Genomic DNA, 17,787 nt, shown 5'->3' on the forward strand with positions numbered 1-17,787 from the left:
TTCGATTGTTAAAAAAAGTGCTACGTTAACAATTCAAAGGCAACAACGAACAGTTAAGCGGCATTAGTGCCTTCTTCTTGTTTGTAGTGAAAGGAGTGCGATCAACAGATAATGGCTTTTATATAAGCTGATTGAACCAAAACTATGATCTTGTATGACGCTAATTCACTGTAAGAAAAACCTCTACGGCGTTGATTGAGGTGATGCGCTTAACCCCGTCATATTATCATGAAATAATTTTTCAAACTAACAATATCGCTCATTTATATGAATAAATATGTTATTTAAAAACAAATAGTTAGCGGTATAAAGTTATAGATAGGTCCTAATTTATGGTCTTTTGTTGATTATTGGTTATTTAATAAGGTTTTTTGCAGCCATACTATTAATTCTTTGGTCATAGACGCCTGAGCTTTATACTAAAAAACCCTCCTTATCAGTGCAAGATAAAGAGGGTTAAAAACTAGTGGCCATTCATGCATATTAGTAGTTTGTATTCATACCAGATTCAATAGGCCCTAGTCGATATATTGGTATACATAGCATAAATAAGCTATAGCCATATGATCTTAACAAGTAAAATGATTGTCAGCACCCATACTGGCAGAGTCACTTCCTTGACTTTACCAGACATCAGCTTGACCGCGGTAAAGGTAATAAAACCAAGGGCAATACCATCGGCGATAGAGTATGTCAGCGGCGTAAATAACAGTACGACGACAACGGGCGCAGCATCTGTCAAATCTGCCCAATTGATATCTTTTAGCGTACCTAGCATCAGTACGGCGACGTAAAAGATAGCGCCGGCGGTAGCATACGCTGGAATCATACCAGCCAATGGGGCAAAAAAAGTACTTAATAAGAACAACACCCCGACCGTGACTGCCACAAGTCCAGTACGTCCACCTGCTGCAATACCTGCAACACTCTCAACATAACTGGTGGTCGATGAGGTACCGAGCATCGCACCTGTCACCGTCGCTGTCGAATCTGCTAGTAGTGCTTTGCCCATATTAGGTATGTTACCGTCTTTATCAATCAATTTTGCTTGGCTTGTCGTTGCCACTAACGTACCTGCGGTATCAAATAAATCGACAAACAAAAAAGCAAAAATGACACTAATCATCGTGACATCAAACGCACCGGCAATATCAAGTTGCATTAAGGTTGGAGCGACGGATGGTGGCGTAGATATAATCCCAGCAAACTCAGTATGGCCTGCCAATAGACTGATTAGAGCAACCAATAAAATGCCAATTGTCACAGCACCGGGGATTTTTTTATAAGACAGACCGATGATAACAAAGAAGCCTATGGATGCCATCATAGGACCAAACGATGTCATATCACCAAGCGTCACTAGCGTTGCGTCTTGCCCAACGATAACGCCAGAGCTTTGCAGCGCAATGAATGCTAAAAATGCACCGATACCTGCAATGACCCCTTGTTTCAGAGCGGTTGGAATGGAATTGATAATCCATTCACGAATTTTGAATAAGCTTAGTAGTATGAATATACAACCCGATAAAAAAACAGCACCAAGTGCTGTTTGCCATGCATAGCCCATTCCTAACACCACCCCATAGGTGAAAAAGGCGTTAAGACCCATGCCAGGTGCCAATGCTACGGGCAAACGGGCATAAAGCCCCATTATAAAACAGCCTATCGCAGCAGCAAGACAGGTGGCAACAAATACTGCCCCTTTATCCATGCCCGCTTCTGCTAATATATTGGGGTTGACAAAAATGATATAAGCCATCGTCAAAAATGTCGTTATACCAGCAACAATTTCCGTTTTTATCGTGGTATTGTCACCATCAATTCCAAAATAGCGCTCAATTGCATTCATAAGGGTCAATCCCAACAGGCCAGTGAAAAGAACAAGTTTATATGTGTCTAAAATAAAGATGACGTCAACAAAACCATGGTGACGTCATAAAACAAAAGACAGCGGTAACAAAGCGCAACATTCTAGAGAAACCTGTGCACAAATTCAATCATTACCCATGCCTTACACGCCTAAAAACTATATTAACTGTTATCTATAAACAATAGTACACGGTAAAAACACATTATCAAACCATTAATCTAAAAACTGTCTACTGCTCATTGAACATATTAATAATGACCTTTTGTCTGTTTAGCAGTAAACTAGGGGGTTAAAATATTATTTTTATAAACACAGCACTATAGATCAATCGCTATTACCTCATTAAGTTATTGAAATCAATAATAAAATATATTTGTTAGCTACTAACAATAAGCATTAATCGTATCTTTTAGGGTTATTTGACTTGAGTCTCTTAGTTTTAGTCAATTGTTGTTAATCATCAGTGAGCCTGTTACATGCCTGAATCATTAAACATTATCGATCTTATTACTCAAGCAAGTCTGCTGGTGCAGATTGTGATGGGTTTGCTATTACTAGCCTCTTTGGTTAGTTGGATTATTATCTTTCGTCTAAGTGCTCGCCTTGGTACTGCCAAAAACTTCGATGATCAGTTCGAAACGTGGTTTTGGTCGGGTGAAGATTTGGCCAAACTTTATCAGGGCGTCCAAGGTTCTCCTGAGCGTCAAGGGCTTGAGCAGATTTTTTATATTGGATTCTCTGAATATTTGAGAATGCACAAAAAACGCCAACCCAAAGATGACATTATCGATGGCGTTGAGCGTAAGCTACGCGTTGGGCTTGGTCGTCAGCAGCAGCTACTTGAGTCCGGTATTACTACCCTTGCCAGCATTGGTTCGGTAGCGCCTTATGTGGGTCTATTTGGCACGGTTTGGGGCATTATGAATGCCTTTTTGGGTCTCTCACAGACAGAGCAAGCGACCCTTGCCTCAGTCGCTCCTGGTATCGCTGAAGCACTTATCGCCACGGCGATGGGGCTGTTTGCGGCTATCCCAGCCGTATTAGCGTATAACCACTTTACAGCAAAGTCAGGCCAGCTATATGAGTCGCGTGCTCTATTTTGTGATGAGATGACAGGGATGCTACAGCGTGAGACTAATACTCAAAATGCACTAAATAAAGCGCAGAAAAATAATGAGAGCAGAGCTGATGCAGGTCAGGTGGCAGGGCTATGAAACCAAACCCCTATAGCCGCAAGAAAAAAGCACTCAATGCTGAGATGAACGTCGTACCTTATATCGATGTTATGCTGGTGCTACTGGTAATATTTATGGTGACAGCACCAATGCTGACCACAGGGGTTGATGTCGATTTACCAAAAGAGCAGACCAATACGATGAGCCAAAACCAGCTGCCTGTCATCGTGTCATTGACAAGTAGTGGTGAGATTTTTATCAGCTATGAAAACAACATAGACATGCCTATTAGTGAGCCTGAATTGATTAACACCTTATCCAACTTGCAATCGCAAAATAGTAACGCTGGTGTGCCCCCTCTGCAGGTAATGATTAACGCTGATCAAAATAATCAATACGGTGCCATCATGGCTTTGATGGCCAATTTGCAACAAGCAGGTATTCAAAAGGTCGGGCTATTAACAGGTGCTCCTCTACCTGCGCCTACGTTATAATGAGCTTAAATCAAAAACAGTTACTTTTACAACTTGATTTGAATAAGTAGACAACCTGATGACACACGTCAATGAGTATCACAACCATGAATAATGCTCCTGCCGTCTATATTCCAACTGCGCCTGAAGGTGATGGGCTGACCCTACCTATGCTATTAAGTCTATTGGCTCATGGCATCGTACTTGGCTTGCTGATTTATACCTACCAACAACCCGAATTAGAAACCGTTGGCAATATTGAAACCACTATGGTCACGCCGCAAGAGTTGGCTGAGATGCAAGGACAAATATTGGCCAACCGTGCAGCGATGCAAGCGCAGGCAGCTAGTAGTAATACAGAGACCAGTGAGCCTATAACTGCAGATAACAACGATAATGTCAGTCAAACAAACGCCTCATCAAACCTGCAAAGAGAGTCTGTATTTACGCGCTCCGATGCTCCAGCGGACCAACCAGTATTAATGAGTCAAGAGCAGCATCAGCGGCGTATTGAGCAGATGCAAGAGTATGAGCGTAATATGGCCGAGCTGGCAGCGCGGCTAGATGAGACCGCCCTAGAAGAGCTGAACCAAGTAGAACAAGACAAACAAGACCAGCTTGATGCTGAGCGCGCGCGTTTAAAGTCTTTTCGCCATACAGAAAACAATCCGCCTAAAATCAAACGACCGAATAACACTCAGGCCAATTTGGAGATAGAAACGGGTAGTACAAATAATGCTAACAAAACCTTTAGCCTAGAAGCAGATGGAAAATCGACAGTCACTGGAAGCCCCATCACTTCTGGGCAATCAACGAACAGTAGTAGTGCGTCAGTAAGTAGTCGCGGGGCAAGCAATAGTGAGATTGTAAGCTTGATTAAGCGCAACTATAACCCACCGGTAGCAGCTAAAGGCTCAACTCAGCAAGCAACCTTGACCATAACGGTCAATAGTAATGGAAATGTGGTTAATGTTTCTGTCTCAGGGCCCGATTCAGCTGTCAATGAAGCGGCCAAGCAAGCGGTATTAAATACTCGTCATTTACCGATTGATACTGACGATCCTAAATACCCCACCTTTACCATACGATTTAAAGGCAGCAATTAATAAGAGAATAGACGGCTGATTTATTGTTGGTTTTATCTTAAAAAACTTGCACCAATAGCAATATTGTCTTACCGTAATACTCAATTAAAGTATATTAAAAACGATTGTTGTATCATTTTAGGAGCCAAATCCAGTCATGCGTACTCACAAAAAACTGCTGCTTAGCTTACTTGCTAGCACCTCAAGTCTACTTATCGCTCCTAGCGTATATGCGGCTCCCGTCGTATTAGAGTTAGACTACGAGATTCCAGTACAACAAAACCAAGTCGCCTTTGTGCCTTTCGCTGGCGACTCTGTACTCTCACCCATTATCTTAAATGATTTGAGTAGAACTGAGCTGAATGTGACTAGCAAAGACCTGCCGCAGCAACCGCGCAGCAGTAGTGAGCTGACAGAGACATTACCAGTGTGGCAAAGTTTGGGAATTCCGTATTTAGTAGTCGGTAGCACCCGTACCAATCGCGGTAAGATTGAGACCACTTATGAGGTGATTGATGTCAAATCTGGTCGTGTACTCCAAGGAAAGCAAAGCTTAAGCGCTGACAATAATCAAGAAAGCTTACGTTACGCTGCGCACGTCATCGCTGACAAAGTCTATGAGCTGATTACTGGTACGCCGGGTGACTTTTCAGGTCGTATTGCTTATATCGAGGAGACAGGACGCGGAAAAGACAAAATATCTCGCCTAAAAGTTATGGATGCTGATGGTGAAAATGCCAGAACCATTACTGAAGTAGCAGGCTCTATATTTTCGCCTACATGGTCGCCCGATGCTTCGCGTATCGCCTATACCGTACAGCGCGATAAATCTTATCCATTGATTTATGTGCAAAATGTCAGTGGCGGTGCAGCAACCGTCGTTACCCCTTATAAAGGCAGCAACCTAAGTCCTTCTTTCTCTCCTGATGGTAGCAAGATACTCTTCTCTAGCAGCTTTGAAGGTAGTGCGGATATTTATGAGATGAGTGCAGGCGGTGGTAAGCTGAAAAAACTGACAAACTGGCCAAGTAGTGAAGTCCAACCAAACTATGCACCAGATGGCAAGTCTTTTGTGTTTGTCTCTGATAGAGCAGGCTTTAATAAACCGCAGATATATCGCTATGAATTTGGCTCAGGACGGACGACCAAAGTCTCTAATAGCGGTTATGCAACCAGTCCTCAGTTTAGTAGTGATGGCACACAGATTGCGTTTTTAAGTGGGCGATCAGCCGCGATTATGAACAGTAATGGTGCTATAACTGCCAATCTTGGTAGCACAGGTATCGATGAAGCCCCAAGCTTCTCTCCTAATGGTAAGCGTGTGGTGTATGCATCAACCCAAGGCGGTAAAGGCGTGCTGACCATTAAATCACTAAATGGTGGCGAGTCATTTGGTAAGTCTGGTCAAGGCATTATTCGCTCCCCAGTATGGTCATCAAGTCCCGAATAAGGCTTTAGCTTTCTAAAGTTGTCACCTTAATATGGGCTTATTTCTTATTTTGTATCCGTAAAAAAGCGCTCGATAATATTATCGAGCGCTTTTTTACATGACTACTATTCGCTGTCGTTCAAAACTGAGTGTAGGGCACTTATTCGCTTGGATCATAACCCGGAGGATTGGCATGCCTTAGCTGCGCCACATCTTCGGCAGTGACCGTCTGTTTAAAACCATTTAAATCATTGACGACATATTGCGTGACAGCGGCCATTTGCTCATCATCCATCATCATATGAAATGACGGCATACCGCGAAAGCCATTAATCAATATATCAATAATATAGTATTTCGACTGCATTTTGCTGTTATTCGCTAGTGGTGGGTAATAGCCTGCACCTTGAGCACCCTCGCCTTCATGCATATGGCAGCCTGCACATGAATCATGATATAGCTTTTTACCATTGGTAGTAACAAAGGCATTTTGACCTTCAAACTTAGCTTCCCACTTCGCAAGGCTGGGATCGTTTTCCATGCTCGGTAATGAGCTATCATCAACGATATTGATATCAGGCGCTCTTAGTTCGTCACGAGTCATATAGACGCCGCCCCAAGCGCCAGTGTTACGGCTGGCCTGATTATTAACTGGTAGTACAGCGTCTTGCTTGCTCGCTATTGTCTCTACATCCTCTGATTTTTGGCTACAGCCTAACAATGCTGCACTGCTTATCATACTAAGTGATATCACAGTCAGCATCTTAAATGTTGTTTTCTTCATGCTTATATTATCCATGACAGCCTCTGAATTTATTATGGTTATCAACGTTACCCAAGCATTTTTGCCTTTTTGTGCAGACGATTGGCTGCATCAATGCCGGATAAAATAGCGCCCTCTTGCCATGCAGGAATATGTGAACAATGTTCGCCCGTCAATACAATACGGTTGTCGATACTACATAGCTGATCATAATACTGCTCACGGCTTGACTCGCTCCAAATCCCATAACACCCTAAGGTCCACGGAATGCGGTGCCATACCACTGACGTACCTGCACGGAACTCTTTTGGATACTGTGGATGGATGTATTTGCCATAAGCAAGGGCGACGTTAATACGCTCCTTTGGTGTTAATGTATTAAACTTATAAGAGGTCGGGCCAAAACCATAAGCACCCAATAACACTCCAGTACCTGTTTTAAACATGTCTTCTGAAGGATAAGCGATTTGCGTAATGGGCATATCAGTATAGGTCAAGCCGCCATAGATCCACTCATCTTCTTCCCAAAAGCGGCGGTTGAACTCGAGGCCCACTTTATAAGAGGTATCATAAGGTACGGCTGCCATTGCTTTTTTCATCGGCTTTGAGACATTGATATCAATTTGAGTCAATACCGTCAGCGGAATATTACAGACACACCAGTCAGCACGTATGGTCTTGGTCGCACCATCTGGACTATTGCTATCGACATAATTGACAGTTACACCACTTTCATCTTGATGAATCTTAGTGACTTTGGCATTAAACTCAATCATATCGCGGCACTCACGAGTGAACGCATCACCGATTTTGCCCATACCGCCTACTGGCTGAAACATCGTTGGTTGATGGCCATAAGTCATGTGATTGGCATAAATATCTGACCACATGCCAGAGTCCAATATCTCGCCGATAGGTAGAGGCTTCGAGGGTTTTTCGTTGGGCATCAGGCCACCACCAGGAAAGACGCTAAAACCGCGATGCTTGGTAGTCTCATTACTGGCTCTGTAACGATAGTCTTTGTCTAGTACGCCCCAGCCTTTAAGGCCCTCAAGCAACTTTTCTTTATCCTCAGTATTCACTGAACGATCAAGACCACCAACGTTGACAGCCTTTGATAGCAGCTCAGCCACATTGCCTTGTATGTCGTTTTTCACATCTCCTAAACGCTGCGGCACCCCGCCAAAGTGCGTAGAGCGATGCAGATAAGCTCGGTCATTAGTCTGAATAAAAGGTTGCATCTCAACACCAAACTTCTTGCAGTAGTGAAATACAGCATAATGATGACTTGGTAAGCGCCAAGGCCCGCCATTAAAATAATTACCTTCTTCAAAATCACAGGTAACTTCCTCACCGCCAAGCTCAGTATATTTGTCACCACTGTTGAGCGTCCAGCTACGTCCACCACCGCGATTTTGAAACTCAAGCACTTTAACATTATAACCGGCTTTACGTAGCTCATAAGCTGCAGTGAGACCACCAAGACCTGCACCAAGAATGACAATACTCGCTCCTGGAGGCGCTCCTTTTAGGTCCATCGATTCTTTAAAGCTAGACTCAGATGCAAATCCTAAGGTAGTCATTGCTTGATACATCGCAGTTGCACCAGCCGTCTTACCGATCATCGAGAGCAGTTGGCGCCGCGTTGGTGATTGAAGCATGTCTTTCATAATAATATCCTTAAAGTAGACTTTCGTGTATGACGGTAGGTACTCACTTTTATTATTGGTTCAGCTCATATAATTTATCTATGACGCTAAGCTTTAATACTCTACCGACCTACACTGAATCTATGTCTTATAATAAGCGCCTAACACGCCTTTATTAAGTTGTCTGTATTGCCAGTTAAATTCATTGATTCAACTAACTATGACGCCTAGAACGTATGATCGCTCGTACAATAAATATGATAATGACGATAGCTACGATAATACCTAGTATCGCAAGCAGACCTGCGTACTTAATCAAAAAAGGCTGATCGGCACCAGTCGTTGCCACGCGCTCGACATCAGCAGCATTGACATCACTGCTATTTAAACTACCAAATTTGACACGTACATAATTGCTAATACCAGCGATCTGCTCACTACTTAACTCTTCTGAAAAGCCTGGCATCTTAGGACTGGTATTGGTTGCGCCATCAACACCATGAAGAATAACATTGATTAAACCGTCCGGCTTTTCACGGCGGATACTGCTTAGACCCACAATAGGTGCATAACGAGCATCCGGTTGGCCATAACCATCAACACCGTGACAGCTACCACAAGCAGCAAGGTATAATGCTTCTGGCGAATTACTACCACCTTGAACCTCAGCTTTCGCCTGCGCTAAGTAGTCCTTTTGGGCAAGCAGGTCATGAGTGATTGACTCATTGAGTGGAGCTGTCAGACGGGATGCATTGACCGGATGAACCTTATCATCTGTTTGTACGACAGGTACAGTCTTAAGATAAGAGGCAATGGCGTTTAGGTCTGTGTCTTTTAAATAGCGAGTACTGTGCGATACTACCTCTCCCATAGGTCCACCAGCAAAGACTCGTTGATCCAGCTCACCTGTACGCAAGTAAGTGACGATGTCTTGCTCACTCCAATTGCCTATACCGCTTGATTTATCAGGAGTGATATTGGGCGCATACCATGTCCCAAGCTGCGCCCCTGATAAATAATTGTCGTTATCAAAACCCATCGTACTGTTACGCGGGGTATGGCAAGTCCCGCAATGAGCAAGGTTATTAACCAAATACTCACCATGCTGCTGCGTCTGTGTCAATCCTTCACGGCTCTCTGTAGAAGGGACATTGAGCATGTTCCAGCCTAACATCAAACTGCGAAAGTTAAACGGAAACGGTAGATCGGTTTCATAATCAGGCGCTTCATCTACGACAGGAACCGTCTGTAGATAGGCAAATAGTGCGCTAATGTCTTCATCCTTCATACCATTATAAGAAGGGTACGGCATAGCTGGATAAAGCATATGATTGGGCGCACGACCTTCTTTGAGGGCTTTTTTTAGATCGGCTTCGGTATAGTTACCGATACCATAACGTTTCGATGGCGTAATGTTGGTTGCATAAATCTTACCCATTGGGGTCTCAAGTGCGACACCGCCAGTATAGTCTTCGCGGTGACAAGCCATACAGTCAGCTGCACGCGCGATATACGCTCCTCGATTGACCAAATCGCTATTGGCAGGGCTTACGTTGGGTAGGCTGGCGCTTGATAGACTAGCACCTTCAGCCATTACCGTACTGGAAGTGAAACCAATAACAAGCACCGATAACATCATAGAAAGTGGCTTCATAATATCCTCATATAGCTGGCACATAGTGGCTGGCAGAACTAAGGTCGTTATACAACAATATTGTCAAATAAAAACAATAGCAAAACACCCAGCAATCTTTAACAGTGAATAGCTTATTAATGTTCTAATTGTTTAATAAATATAAGGTAAACATGGTGAAAGCTTATGTTGCTTTAAGTGCCGGCTGCTTATCCATAAGGAGCTAGCTTTTGTTAATTATTACGTTAATATGACAATTAGCTTCTGTTTACTCATATAAAGGTAAAACTATTTCGCTAACATTGCTTGAATATTAACCTATTTATCTCATTTTTTTACAAAAGTTAAAAAATCATGCCGAAATACTAAGTAACTTTAGATCTCAAGTTAATAAAATACATAATATTCAAAATTTAAATAAAAAAGCCTTTAAAAACATAAACTAAGAAAAATAATTACCCGGTAATTTGTGCAATGAATATTTAACAATCATATAAAATCTCACGTATTTATTCATCTATACGAATTATAGTAACAATAGCAGACACACAATACATACAAAGGCTGTAGTCAGTTTTCCAAAGAAAAACTCACAATCACAAGTCACCAACTTATACAATCTAAAAAGACAAAAAATGCTGTTTTAAATTAATTTAGCTACTTTTAGCAAAAAAATTCTTGAGTGAAAGTAGATGGTTGCATATTCTTATGTTTGGATTATGATGGAGGCTCACCAGACGCTGTAGCTTCAGTCATGGTTCAAAACTGTCATTTCGGTACGATTAATCAGGTCTTTATTCAAGCTTTAATTCAAATTTTATAAAAGGTATGCCAAAAACCACTATGAAACCCTTTAACCTTTTTTGCATATTGATACCGATGCTGCTTTTTACTGGCTGTCAGTCCTTGCTACTTTTTGATAGCCCTATCCCTGTGACTTCCAACCTTAATTTATCCACCATTGATATAGATAATGATAAATAAAGCTCATAAAAAAGCAGACATCAATATTGACGTCTGCTTTTATGTTTTAATGGTTGCTTACTTATAAATACGAAGTTTTAAACTATGAGGTTTCGTTAACTGGCTGATGCTTGATAATTGTCTTTGCTAAGTGATCGCCGAACCAAATAGCGGTATCAATATCGCCCTTACCTGGGGTTTTTTCAGGTGGACCATCAAGTGACTGGGTCATCAATCCTAAAAAGCTCGATAATCGGTTTAAGTCGTGAGACTCATGGCCTGTCGGCATCAATGGTAAACCAATCCAGTTCATCCCATGCTGCATAGCGTACAAAGAAATCTGCTGCAACACTGCAAGCTTATCCCCACTTAGTCCGCCTGAGTTGGCAAAAGCCGCTGCCCACTTGCCCTCCCATTTGCGGTGATACCAACGCTTTGATGTTTCATCCATAAAAGTCTTAAATTCAGCGGTGACACTGCCCATATATACCGCGCTACCAAATACCAGCAAATCAGCTTGATCCACAAAATCCCAATCGACATCATGGACATCAATCGCTTTTGCTTGAGCTGTTGGCAGTTGTTTATGTGCGCCTTGTACGATCGCTTCTGCGACGCGCTTGGTATGTCCATAGTTACTATGAAAAATAACAGCAATCGATACATTCGGCGCGTTTTTGGTAGATAAAGATGCTTTGGTTGATGTATTCATACAAACTCTAATAATGGATAATAAGTAATTGATTCAGCGGTAGGGTACTGTTGCTCTAAATCCCTCAAAATATGATGGGACAAGTTACCAATATAGCTGGTGCAGATGCTTGTTACCTGATATGCGGTAGACTTCGGTAAATTCAAGCATATTGTAACAGGCATGTTTTAATGAGTACCAGCTTATTACTGCTCATCATTTATTAGTGCACACTGTAGCGAGATTTTACACCTTATCAATTATTCTTGTGTAATAGATACTACGCTTTATCCATCAGCAAGCAAAACCTATCAGCAAGCAAAAATTAACAAGCAGTATCATCGTCTATTAATGTTAAATAGTCAGTAATAAACAGCCTATTCCATATTGTCATATACTTATTCTTATTCTTCTAATGCGCTAATATTTACTTTGATGACAATAAGATTATGATGGAGCGCTTACTCATACACTATTAAAAGCATCAAACGAGTCTCATAACCTTACTTCCTATTCTTATATAAATACTTATACAAATCACATTCGATCACATGCATCGGAGAAGGATGTCATTGCCTTGAATACGTTAAATACCACCACTAGAGTTCAGCCTGTAAATGATGCAAAAGACCCCATTGCAAGGGGCACTCTGGCACTCAATGCACCGCAAAAAGTATTAATAGCCGGCGGCGTAATAGCAGGCCTGCTACTGCTCATTCATTTACTTGATACCCAGCATATCTCTCAATCTTTACTTTTGGGTATTGGTCTTTTGCTGGGCTATACCCTCTTTCATGCACGTTTTGGTTTTACCTCAGCGTTTAGACGTATTATGGCTGTCGGTAATGGACAGGCGATGCGCTCTCATATGCTAATGCTAGCAGTCGCGGTGACATTGTTTGCTCCTATTCTTGCTTATGGCACCACAATATTTGGTGGTCCAGTCGCAGGTTATGTGGCGCCATTGGGTGTCAGCCTTTTAGTTGGATCTTTTGTCTTTGGCATCGGCATGCAGCTTGGTGGTGGCTGTGCTTCTGGTACACTCTATGCGATAGGCGGTGGACGTTCGGTTATGTTCATCACTTTTATCTTTTTTATAATAGGCGCTACGATTGGCGCTTATCATCTGCCATTTTGGACAGAGGAGATGCCAGCTTATGCTCCCTATTCATTAGCCACTTCTACAGGTCTTGGTTATACAGGCGCTTGGCTGGTATCGCTTGCGTTATTTGGTTTGATTGCTTGGGTTACGTTGGTCATTGAGAAAAAAAGAGCGGCGCCTAAGATGGCACCTGTACCATCTGAGTCTGGCTGGAAGCGCATCTTTCGTGGTTCTTGGCCGCTATTTGCAGCAGCGATTGTTCTTGCTCTACTCAATGCCTTGACGTTACTGACGCGTGGTCAGCCTTGGGGCATTACCTCAGCATTTACTTTATGGGGCTCCAAGATAGCGAGCGGCTTGGGCGTTGATGTTGCTAGCTGGGGCTATTGGCAAGGGGCGAATGCCGCGGCGCTTGATGCGTCTATTTTTGCAGACTCAACGACTGTATTGAATATCGGTATTATCATTGGTGCGTTTATTGCATCGGCGGCGGGCGGTCTGTTCAAGTTTACTCAGATTACTGTGGGTAATTTTGCAGCGTCAGTCATCGGTGGTCTGATGATGGGTTACGGTGCACGTTTAGCATTTGGCTGCAACATTGGCGCTTACTTCGGCGGCATCGCATCTTTTAGCTTGCATGGCTACATCTGGGGCATACTTGCTATGGCTGGTACTTTTTTAGCCTTATACTTACGTCCACTATTCGGGCTTTCGGTACCAAAGTCCAATGATTCTGTATGCTGATATAAATGAGTCTATTGAAACGGCAATAAAAAGAGCAGGCTAAAACCTGCTCTTTTTATTACTGCCTAAACGTTTTTTGTCAAAACTTTAGCTTAAAGACTTAACTACGCACAATAATTAATGCCATACGCCCCGTTGCTGGCTGCTGCAAATGCGTCTGGCGCCGATACGAATAATAGCCAGAGTCAGCGTAACTACAGCTTATCGAGGTTTCATTTGCTAATGTCACGCCAGCATTGCTTATCTGATCGGCAGCTATCTTTGGTAAATCAAGCTTAATTTTGTCTGTATATAAGTCCGTATTAGTCGAGCTATGAACGTCGGAATCTACCGCATATAACTGGTCGAAGCGCTCAGTACTACTTATACTTTGTACTGACAACGACTGATTTTCGATGCAACCTGCTAGCAGCTTATCGCGAACCTGACTATCAACCTCGTAGTTCTCTTGACTGATACAAACGCCTATCCACGCTTTGATTTCGCCAGACTCTTTAAAACGCTTTATCGTCGTTGGAATGACTCCGCAGGCAAGTCCTTGCCAGCCTGCATGAATCGCTGCAATCTGGCCGCTTGCTGGCTGATATAATACGATTGGCACGCAATCGGCTGTCATGATAGCAAGTCCTAAACTATCTCGCTTACTGACCATTGCATCAGCATCTACTGGACGCATACTAAGCGGGCTTGCGTCTACATCATAGATCTGCTTGCCGTGAACTTGATTTACCCAGTACACACTACTGATAGGCGCACGCCGTTGGATTGTCAGTTGCTGATTGATAGTTGCTAGCAAACGCATACGATTATCCAATACCTGTACAGAATCATCAGCAACGTGCAGTCCAAGATTTAATTCACCATAGCTTGCTTGTTTTGTTTGCAGCATTGGTTGATGTTTTTGATCTTGAAGCGTTCTATGCTTAATATCAGCATGCTCAAAGCCAGCGGTATGGTAGGCGGCTGTTTGAAATACTGTCACATCATTGAGCTGTGCCAGCATTGTCAGAGGGAGTTTGTCTGTCATATTTTATTCGTCATCATAACCATCAGTTAGCACTGATATGAGTTTTTGCATATCTTCAGGAATAGGAGTAGTCACTTCGATATCCTCACCCGTTGTTGGATGCACAAACCCCAAAGTATATGCGTGCAACGCCTGTCTTGGGAAATTACCAATCGCTTGGCGCTGCGCTTCTGTCAATCCTGCCCGCAATTGACGACGTCCCCCATAGACACGATCTCCAACTATCGGATAAGTGATATGGCTTAGGTGTACGCGAATCTGATGGGTACGACCCGTCTCGAGACCGACGTCCAGTAAACAGTAATTATCATTGAGCGGTGTGACATTTAACAAGTGCGTTACGGCCTCACGTCCAGCGGTCATCACCGTCATCTTTGTGCGCTGATTGCGATGACGACCAATTGGTGCATCGATACGGCGATGACGTAGTAAGCTTGCTGCATCCCCTGCTACGACACACTGATAGTGACGATAAACAGATTTGTCTTTGAGCTGCTCCATCAAAGCCATTTGCGCAGGCTTGGTTTTACCAATCAGCAAAAGACCAGAAGTATCTTTATCAATTCGATGTACAAGGCCTGCGCGTGGCAAGTGATGCTGCTGAGGATAATGGTATAGCAAAGCATTGACCAAAGTGCCTGTCTGATTGCCCGCCCCTGGATGAACCACCATGCCGACAGGCTTATCAATCACCAGTACGTCATCATCTTCATAAACGACATCGATGGCGATATTTTCTGGCTGATCTTCACTATGCTGCTGCAATGTCGTAGATAGATGTATCACATCTCCCGCTTTGACACGTTGTTTGGGCTTTTGTACGCTACCGTTATATAACAAACTACCATCACCAACCCAGCCTTGTAACTGCACTCGTGAAAAGTCAGTAAAAACCTGTGAGGCAAGCTTGTCTATACGTAGACCCGCTTCCTTCTCAGTTACCGTATGCGTTATGTCAATCACTTGCGATAAGACTTGCCCAGCTATAGAGCTGGCGTATTCATCTTGATCTTCATCGTCGTTGATTTCTTCATAATCAGATGCTGGCTCATCATCAGACAAATTCTCATCAAGCGAATCAACATCAAGGCTTGAGCCATTGGTGGTCAATTCATCTTCTATAGATGACTGTTGCGCCACCAATTCGGTATCAGACGTTTGTTTCGGTGTTATATTTGTGGTCATAGCATTATTATTCATAGCAGATTCGTAGGTGACCCAATTCACAAATGAGCAGGTCATAAGGATTAACTTTATAAAGCGATAAAGCCGCAATTCATTAGATGCTTAAGTAAGAACTTTTAAACTCTCAATAAAAAGCTGGTTAAACATCGTCATAGTGTACCATGCTAAGCGCTTTTCCCCCTACGCTTACAGACAGTTATCTCTTCTTTACTACTAAAAATTTGCCAAATAAATAGCCATAATAGTAACTCTCTATAATATAACGTTGCCGTAATTTACTGTATATTATAGTGGAATAGCCACAATTGTCATCGCTCATAAAAGACGCTCATGCTAAACTGTCCAAAATTTGTTGTGTCAGACTTTGCTGTGCTATCTGGCTACAAAATAGCGCACAGAAGAATAGACGAAGCAGACGTTATTCTATAAAGTAAACGTGATTTTGCTGTATGCTATGTTCAACTACAAGCCACTAGTTACTTTATGTCTCGTTGCTTTGCTGTTTTGGACGTTATTACCTTATAATTTAATAATTAGCCTTTTATCATTAACTTTGTTATTAGTACGATAGCGTCACCGCTATTGTGCGCCTTGTGCCGGAGAAGAAGTATGCGCCCTATTGGCAACACCTTTATCAAAATCTCGTCAGTAACCTTGCTTGCTCTAAGTGTAAACTTGGTTGGCTGTCAGACTTTTAAAAATCTGACGAATACAGACAGTGACGCGGTCGAAACCGCTGAAAAATCAGAGCAAGATTACTATAACGATGCTATTACTCAGATTGATAAAGGCCGCTACATACAGGCGATTGAGGATCTGACCAGTTTACGTACTTTTTACCCGACGGGACAATATGCTGAACAAGCACTCCTTGATATTATGTATGCTCAATATGCGAGTGGTAGCTTTGAGACAGCGGCAGCAAGTGCAGATCGTTTCATCAATCTCTATCCTGCTAATCCGCAAGTAAGTTACGCATATTACGTACGCGGTGTGGCCAATATGCAAGGCTCATCTGAAGGTATTAAACTGTTCAAAATGGATCAATCTGAGCGCGATACTGCCTATTTACGTATTGCCTTTGCCAATTTTCAAGAGTTGATCAATAAATACCCTAACAGCCCATATGCGCCAGACGCAGCGCAGCGTATGACTTTTATCTATAATCAGTTTGCCCGCAGTGAGCTGACCGCAGCCAACTGGTATATCGAACGTGAAGCACACGTCGCCGCGGTTAACCGTGCCAAATGGGTATTTCAATACTACCCACTTAGTGAAGCGGTACCAGAGGCGGTCGCTATTCTTGCTTATAGCCATCAGCAGTTAGGATTAACGGATTTGGCACAAGAGTATAAAACTTTACTGCAAATCAACTATCCAGAATGGCTCACGAATGATGGCCGTGTCAGACTCTCTACCAAAACTGACCGCTCATGGTTGAATAAGCTAACCTTTGGTCAGCTTGGTCGTGCAAGCTTAAAAGATGTACCCATGAACAACGGTGCATATACTGGCGCCACCAAAACTCAAACCGTTCGAGCGGCCACTCAGCTCAGATTGCCAACTGACAATGCTGCTGCCCCCGCCGCCAACGGCGCACCAACTCGTAGCAACAGCGGTGTAAATGTCGGTTTGGGTCTACCTGAAAGCGCAACTGAGCGCGTGACCAACCAGGCCAGCACAAGTTCTACCGCCAGAGAAGCAAGTGTCGACCCACAAAACATGAACCCCATGCGCCGTACCACACTACCAAATGATAGTAATACGATAGAGTTAAACGACGACAATAACTAAACGCTCGCTACACTTGTTCTGCTATTCTTACATTCGTCTATGAGCTATTAAACATAAGATCAACTATATAGTTGGTCTTATTTGCTTGTCGGTTTAACAAACCTCATTTATTATTTTGTCATTAGCTGAGCTTTGTCTTTTATGTATTAATACATAAAATTTAGACTATGAATCATAAGTTCAATTTTTTAGCTACTTAGGCTA

The 17,787-nt window shown here is 42.8% G+C and carries 13 protein-coding genes; 6 read left to right on the forward strand and 7 right to left on the reverse strand.

Features of this window, described 5'->3' with window-relative positions; genetic code table 11:
• Positions 1 to 553: 553 nt before the first annotated feature.
• Positions 554 to 1,849: an NCS2 family permease gene (locus tag Q0890_RS00100; protein ID WP_299215898.1), complete on the reverse strand. Its 1,296-nt coding sequence runs from the start codon at positions 1,847 to 1,849 to the stop codon at positions 554 to 556.
• A 497-nt stretch (positions 1,850 to 2,346) separates the two neighbouring features.
• Between Q0890_RS00100 and tolQ the strand changes: the two genes are divergently transcribed.
• From tolQ to Q0890_RS00120, 4 genes are all read left to right on the forward strand, one after another.
• Positions 2,347 to 3,084, forward strand: a complete 738-nt coding sequence (tolQ, locus tag Q0890_RS00105) for a protein TolQ (RefSeq protein WP_299215901.1) — start codon at positions 2,347 to 2,349, stop codon at positions 3,082 to 3,084.
• Positions 3,081 to 3,539: a protein TolR gene (gene tolR / locus Q0890_RS00110; RefSeq protein WP_299215903.1), complete on the forward strand. Its 459-nt coding sequence runs from the start codon at positions 3,081 to 3,083 to the stop codon at positions 3,537 to 3,539. Before tolQ ends, tolR begins: the two co-directional genes overlap by 4 nt.
• A 71-nt stretch (positions 3,540 to 3,610) precedes the next feature.
• Positions 3,611 to 4,624: a TonB family protein gene (locus Q0890_RS00115; protein WP_299215906.1), complete on the forward strand. Its 1,014-nt coding sequence runs from the start codon at positions 3,611 to 3,613 to the stop codon at positions 4,622 to 4,624.
• Between the two features lie 136 nt (positions 4,625 to 4,760).
• Complete coding sequence (locus Q0890_RS00120; RefSeq protein WP_299215909.1) at positions 4,761 to 6,053, forward strand: translocation protein TolB; 1,293 nt, start codon at positions 4,761 to 4,763, stop codon at positions 6,051 to 6,053.
• Between the two features lie 139 nt (positions 6,054 to 6,192).
• On the opposite strand, the gene Q0890_RS00125 is transcribed toward Q0890_RS00120, so the two are convergent.
• The 4 genes from Q0890_RS00125 to Q0890_RS00140 form a co-directional block, all read right to left on the reverse strand.
• Complete coding sequence (locus Q0890_RS00125) at positions 6,193 to 6,816, reverse strand: cytochrome c (RefSeq protein WP_299215912.1); 624 nt, start codon at positions 6,814 to 6,816, stop codon at positions 6,193 to 6,195.
• A gap of 47 nt (positions 6,817 to 6,863) precedes the next feature.
• Entirely contained in the window at positions 6,864 to 8,465 is a 1,602-nt protein-coding gene (locus Q0890_RS00130; protein WP_299215915.1) for an NAD(P)/FAD-dependent oxidoreductase, read from the reverse strand.
• A 193-nt stretch (positions 8,466 to 8,658) separates the two neighbouring features.
• The gene (locus Q0890_RS00135; protein ID WP_299215918.1) at positions 8,659 to 10,098 is read right to left on the reverse strand and encodes a cytochrome c; all 1,440 of its coding nucleotides are present in this window, start codon (positions 10,096 to 10,098) and stop codon (positions 8,659 to 8,661) included.
• A gap of 1,045 nt (positions 10,099 to 11,143) precedes the next feature.
• Positions 11,144 to 11,752, reverse strand: a complete 609-nt coding sequence (locus Q0890_RS00140; protein ID WP_299215921.1) for a flavodoxin family protein — start codon at positions 11,750 to 11,752, stop codon at positions 11,144 to 11,146.
• 556 nt (positions 11,753 to 12,308) lie between these two features.
• Between Q0890_RS00140 and Q0890_RS00145 the strand changes: the two genes are divergently transcribed.
• Positions 12,309 to 13,577, forward strand: a complete 1,269-nt coding sequence (locus Q0890_RS00145; RefSeq protein ID WP_299215924.1) for a YeeE/YedE family protein — start codon at positions 12,309 to 12,311, stop codon at positions 13,575 to 13,577.
• Positions 13,578 to 13,677: 100 nt separating this feature from the next.
• Here the strand turns inward: Q0890_RS00145 and Q0890_RS00150 are convergent, their stop codons facing one another.
• Together Q0890_RS00150 and Q0890_RS00155 are read right to left on the reverse strand one after the other, a co-directional pair.
• Positions 13,678 to 14,604: a polyphenol oxidase family protein gene (locus Q0890_RS00150; RefSeq protein WP_299215927.1), complete on the reverse strand. Its 927-nt coding sequence runs from the start codon at positions 14,602 to 14,604 to the stop codon at positions 13,678 to 13,680.
• A 3-nt stretch (positions 14,605 to 14,607) separates the two neighbouring features.
• Positions 14,608 to 15,789, reverse strand: coding sequence for an RluA family pseudouridine synthase (locus Q0890_RS00155; RefSeq protein ID WP_299217941.1), 1,182 nt, complete (start codon positions 15,787 to 15,789; stop codon positions 14,608 to 14,610).
• Between the two features lie 609 nt (positions 15,790 to 16,398).
• Between Q0890_RS00155 and Q0890_RS00160 the strand changes: the two genes are divergently transcribed.
• Positions 16,399 to 17,583 (forward strand): outer membrane protein assembly factor BamD, encoded by a 1,185-nt coding sequence (locus Q0890_RS00160; protein WP_299215930.1) that lies wholly within the window; start codon positions 16,399 to 16,401, stop codon positions 17,581 to 17,583.
• The last annotated feature ends 204 nt before the right edge of the window (positions 17,584 to 17,787 follow it).

It is taken from the genome of uncultured Psychrobacter sp., from assembly GCF_947488565.1.
GTDB classification, from domain to species: Bacteria; Pseudomonadota; Gammaproteobacteria; order Pseudomonadales; family Moraxellaceae; genus Psychrobacter; species Psychrobacter saeujeotis.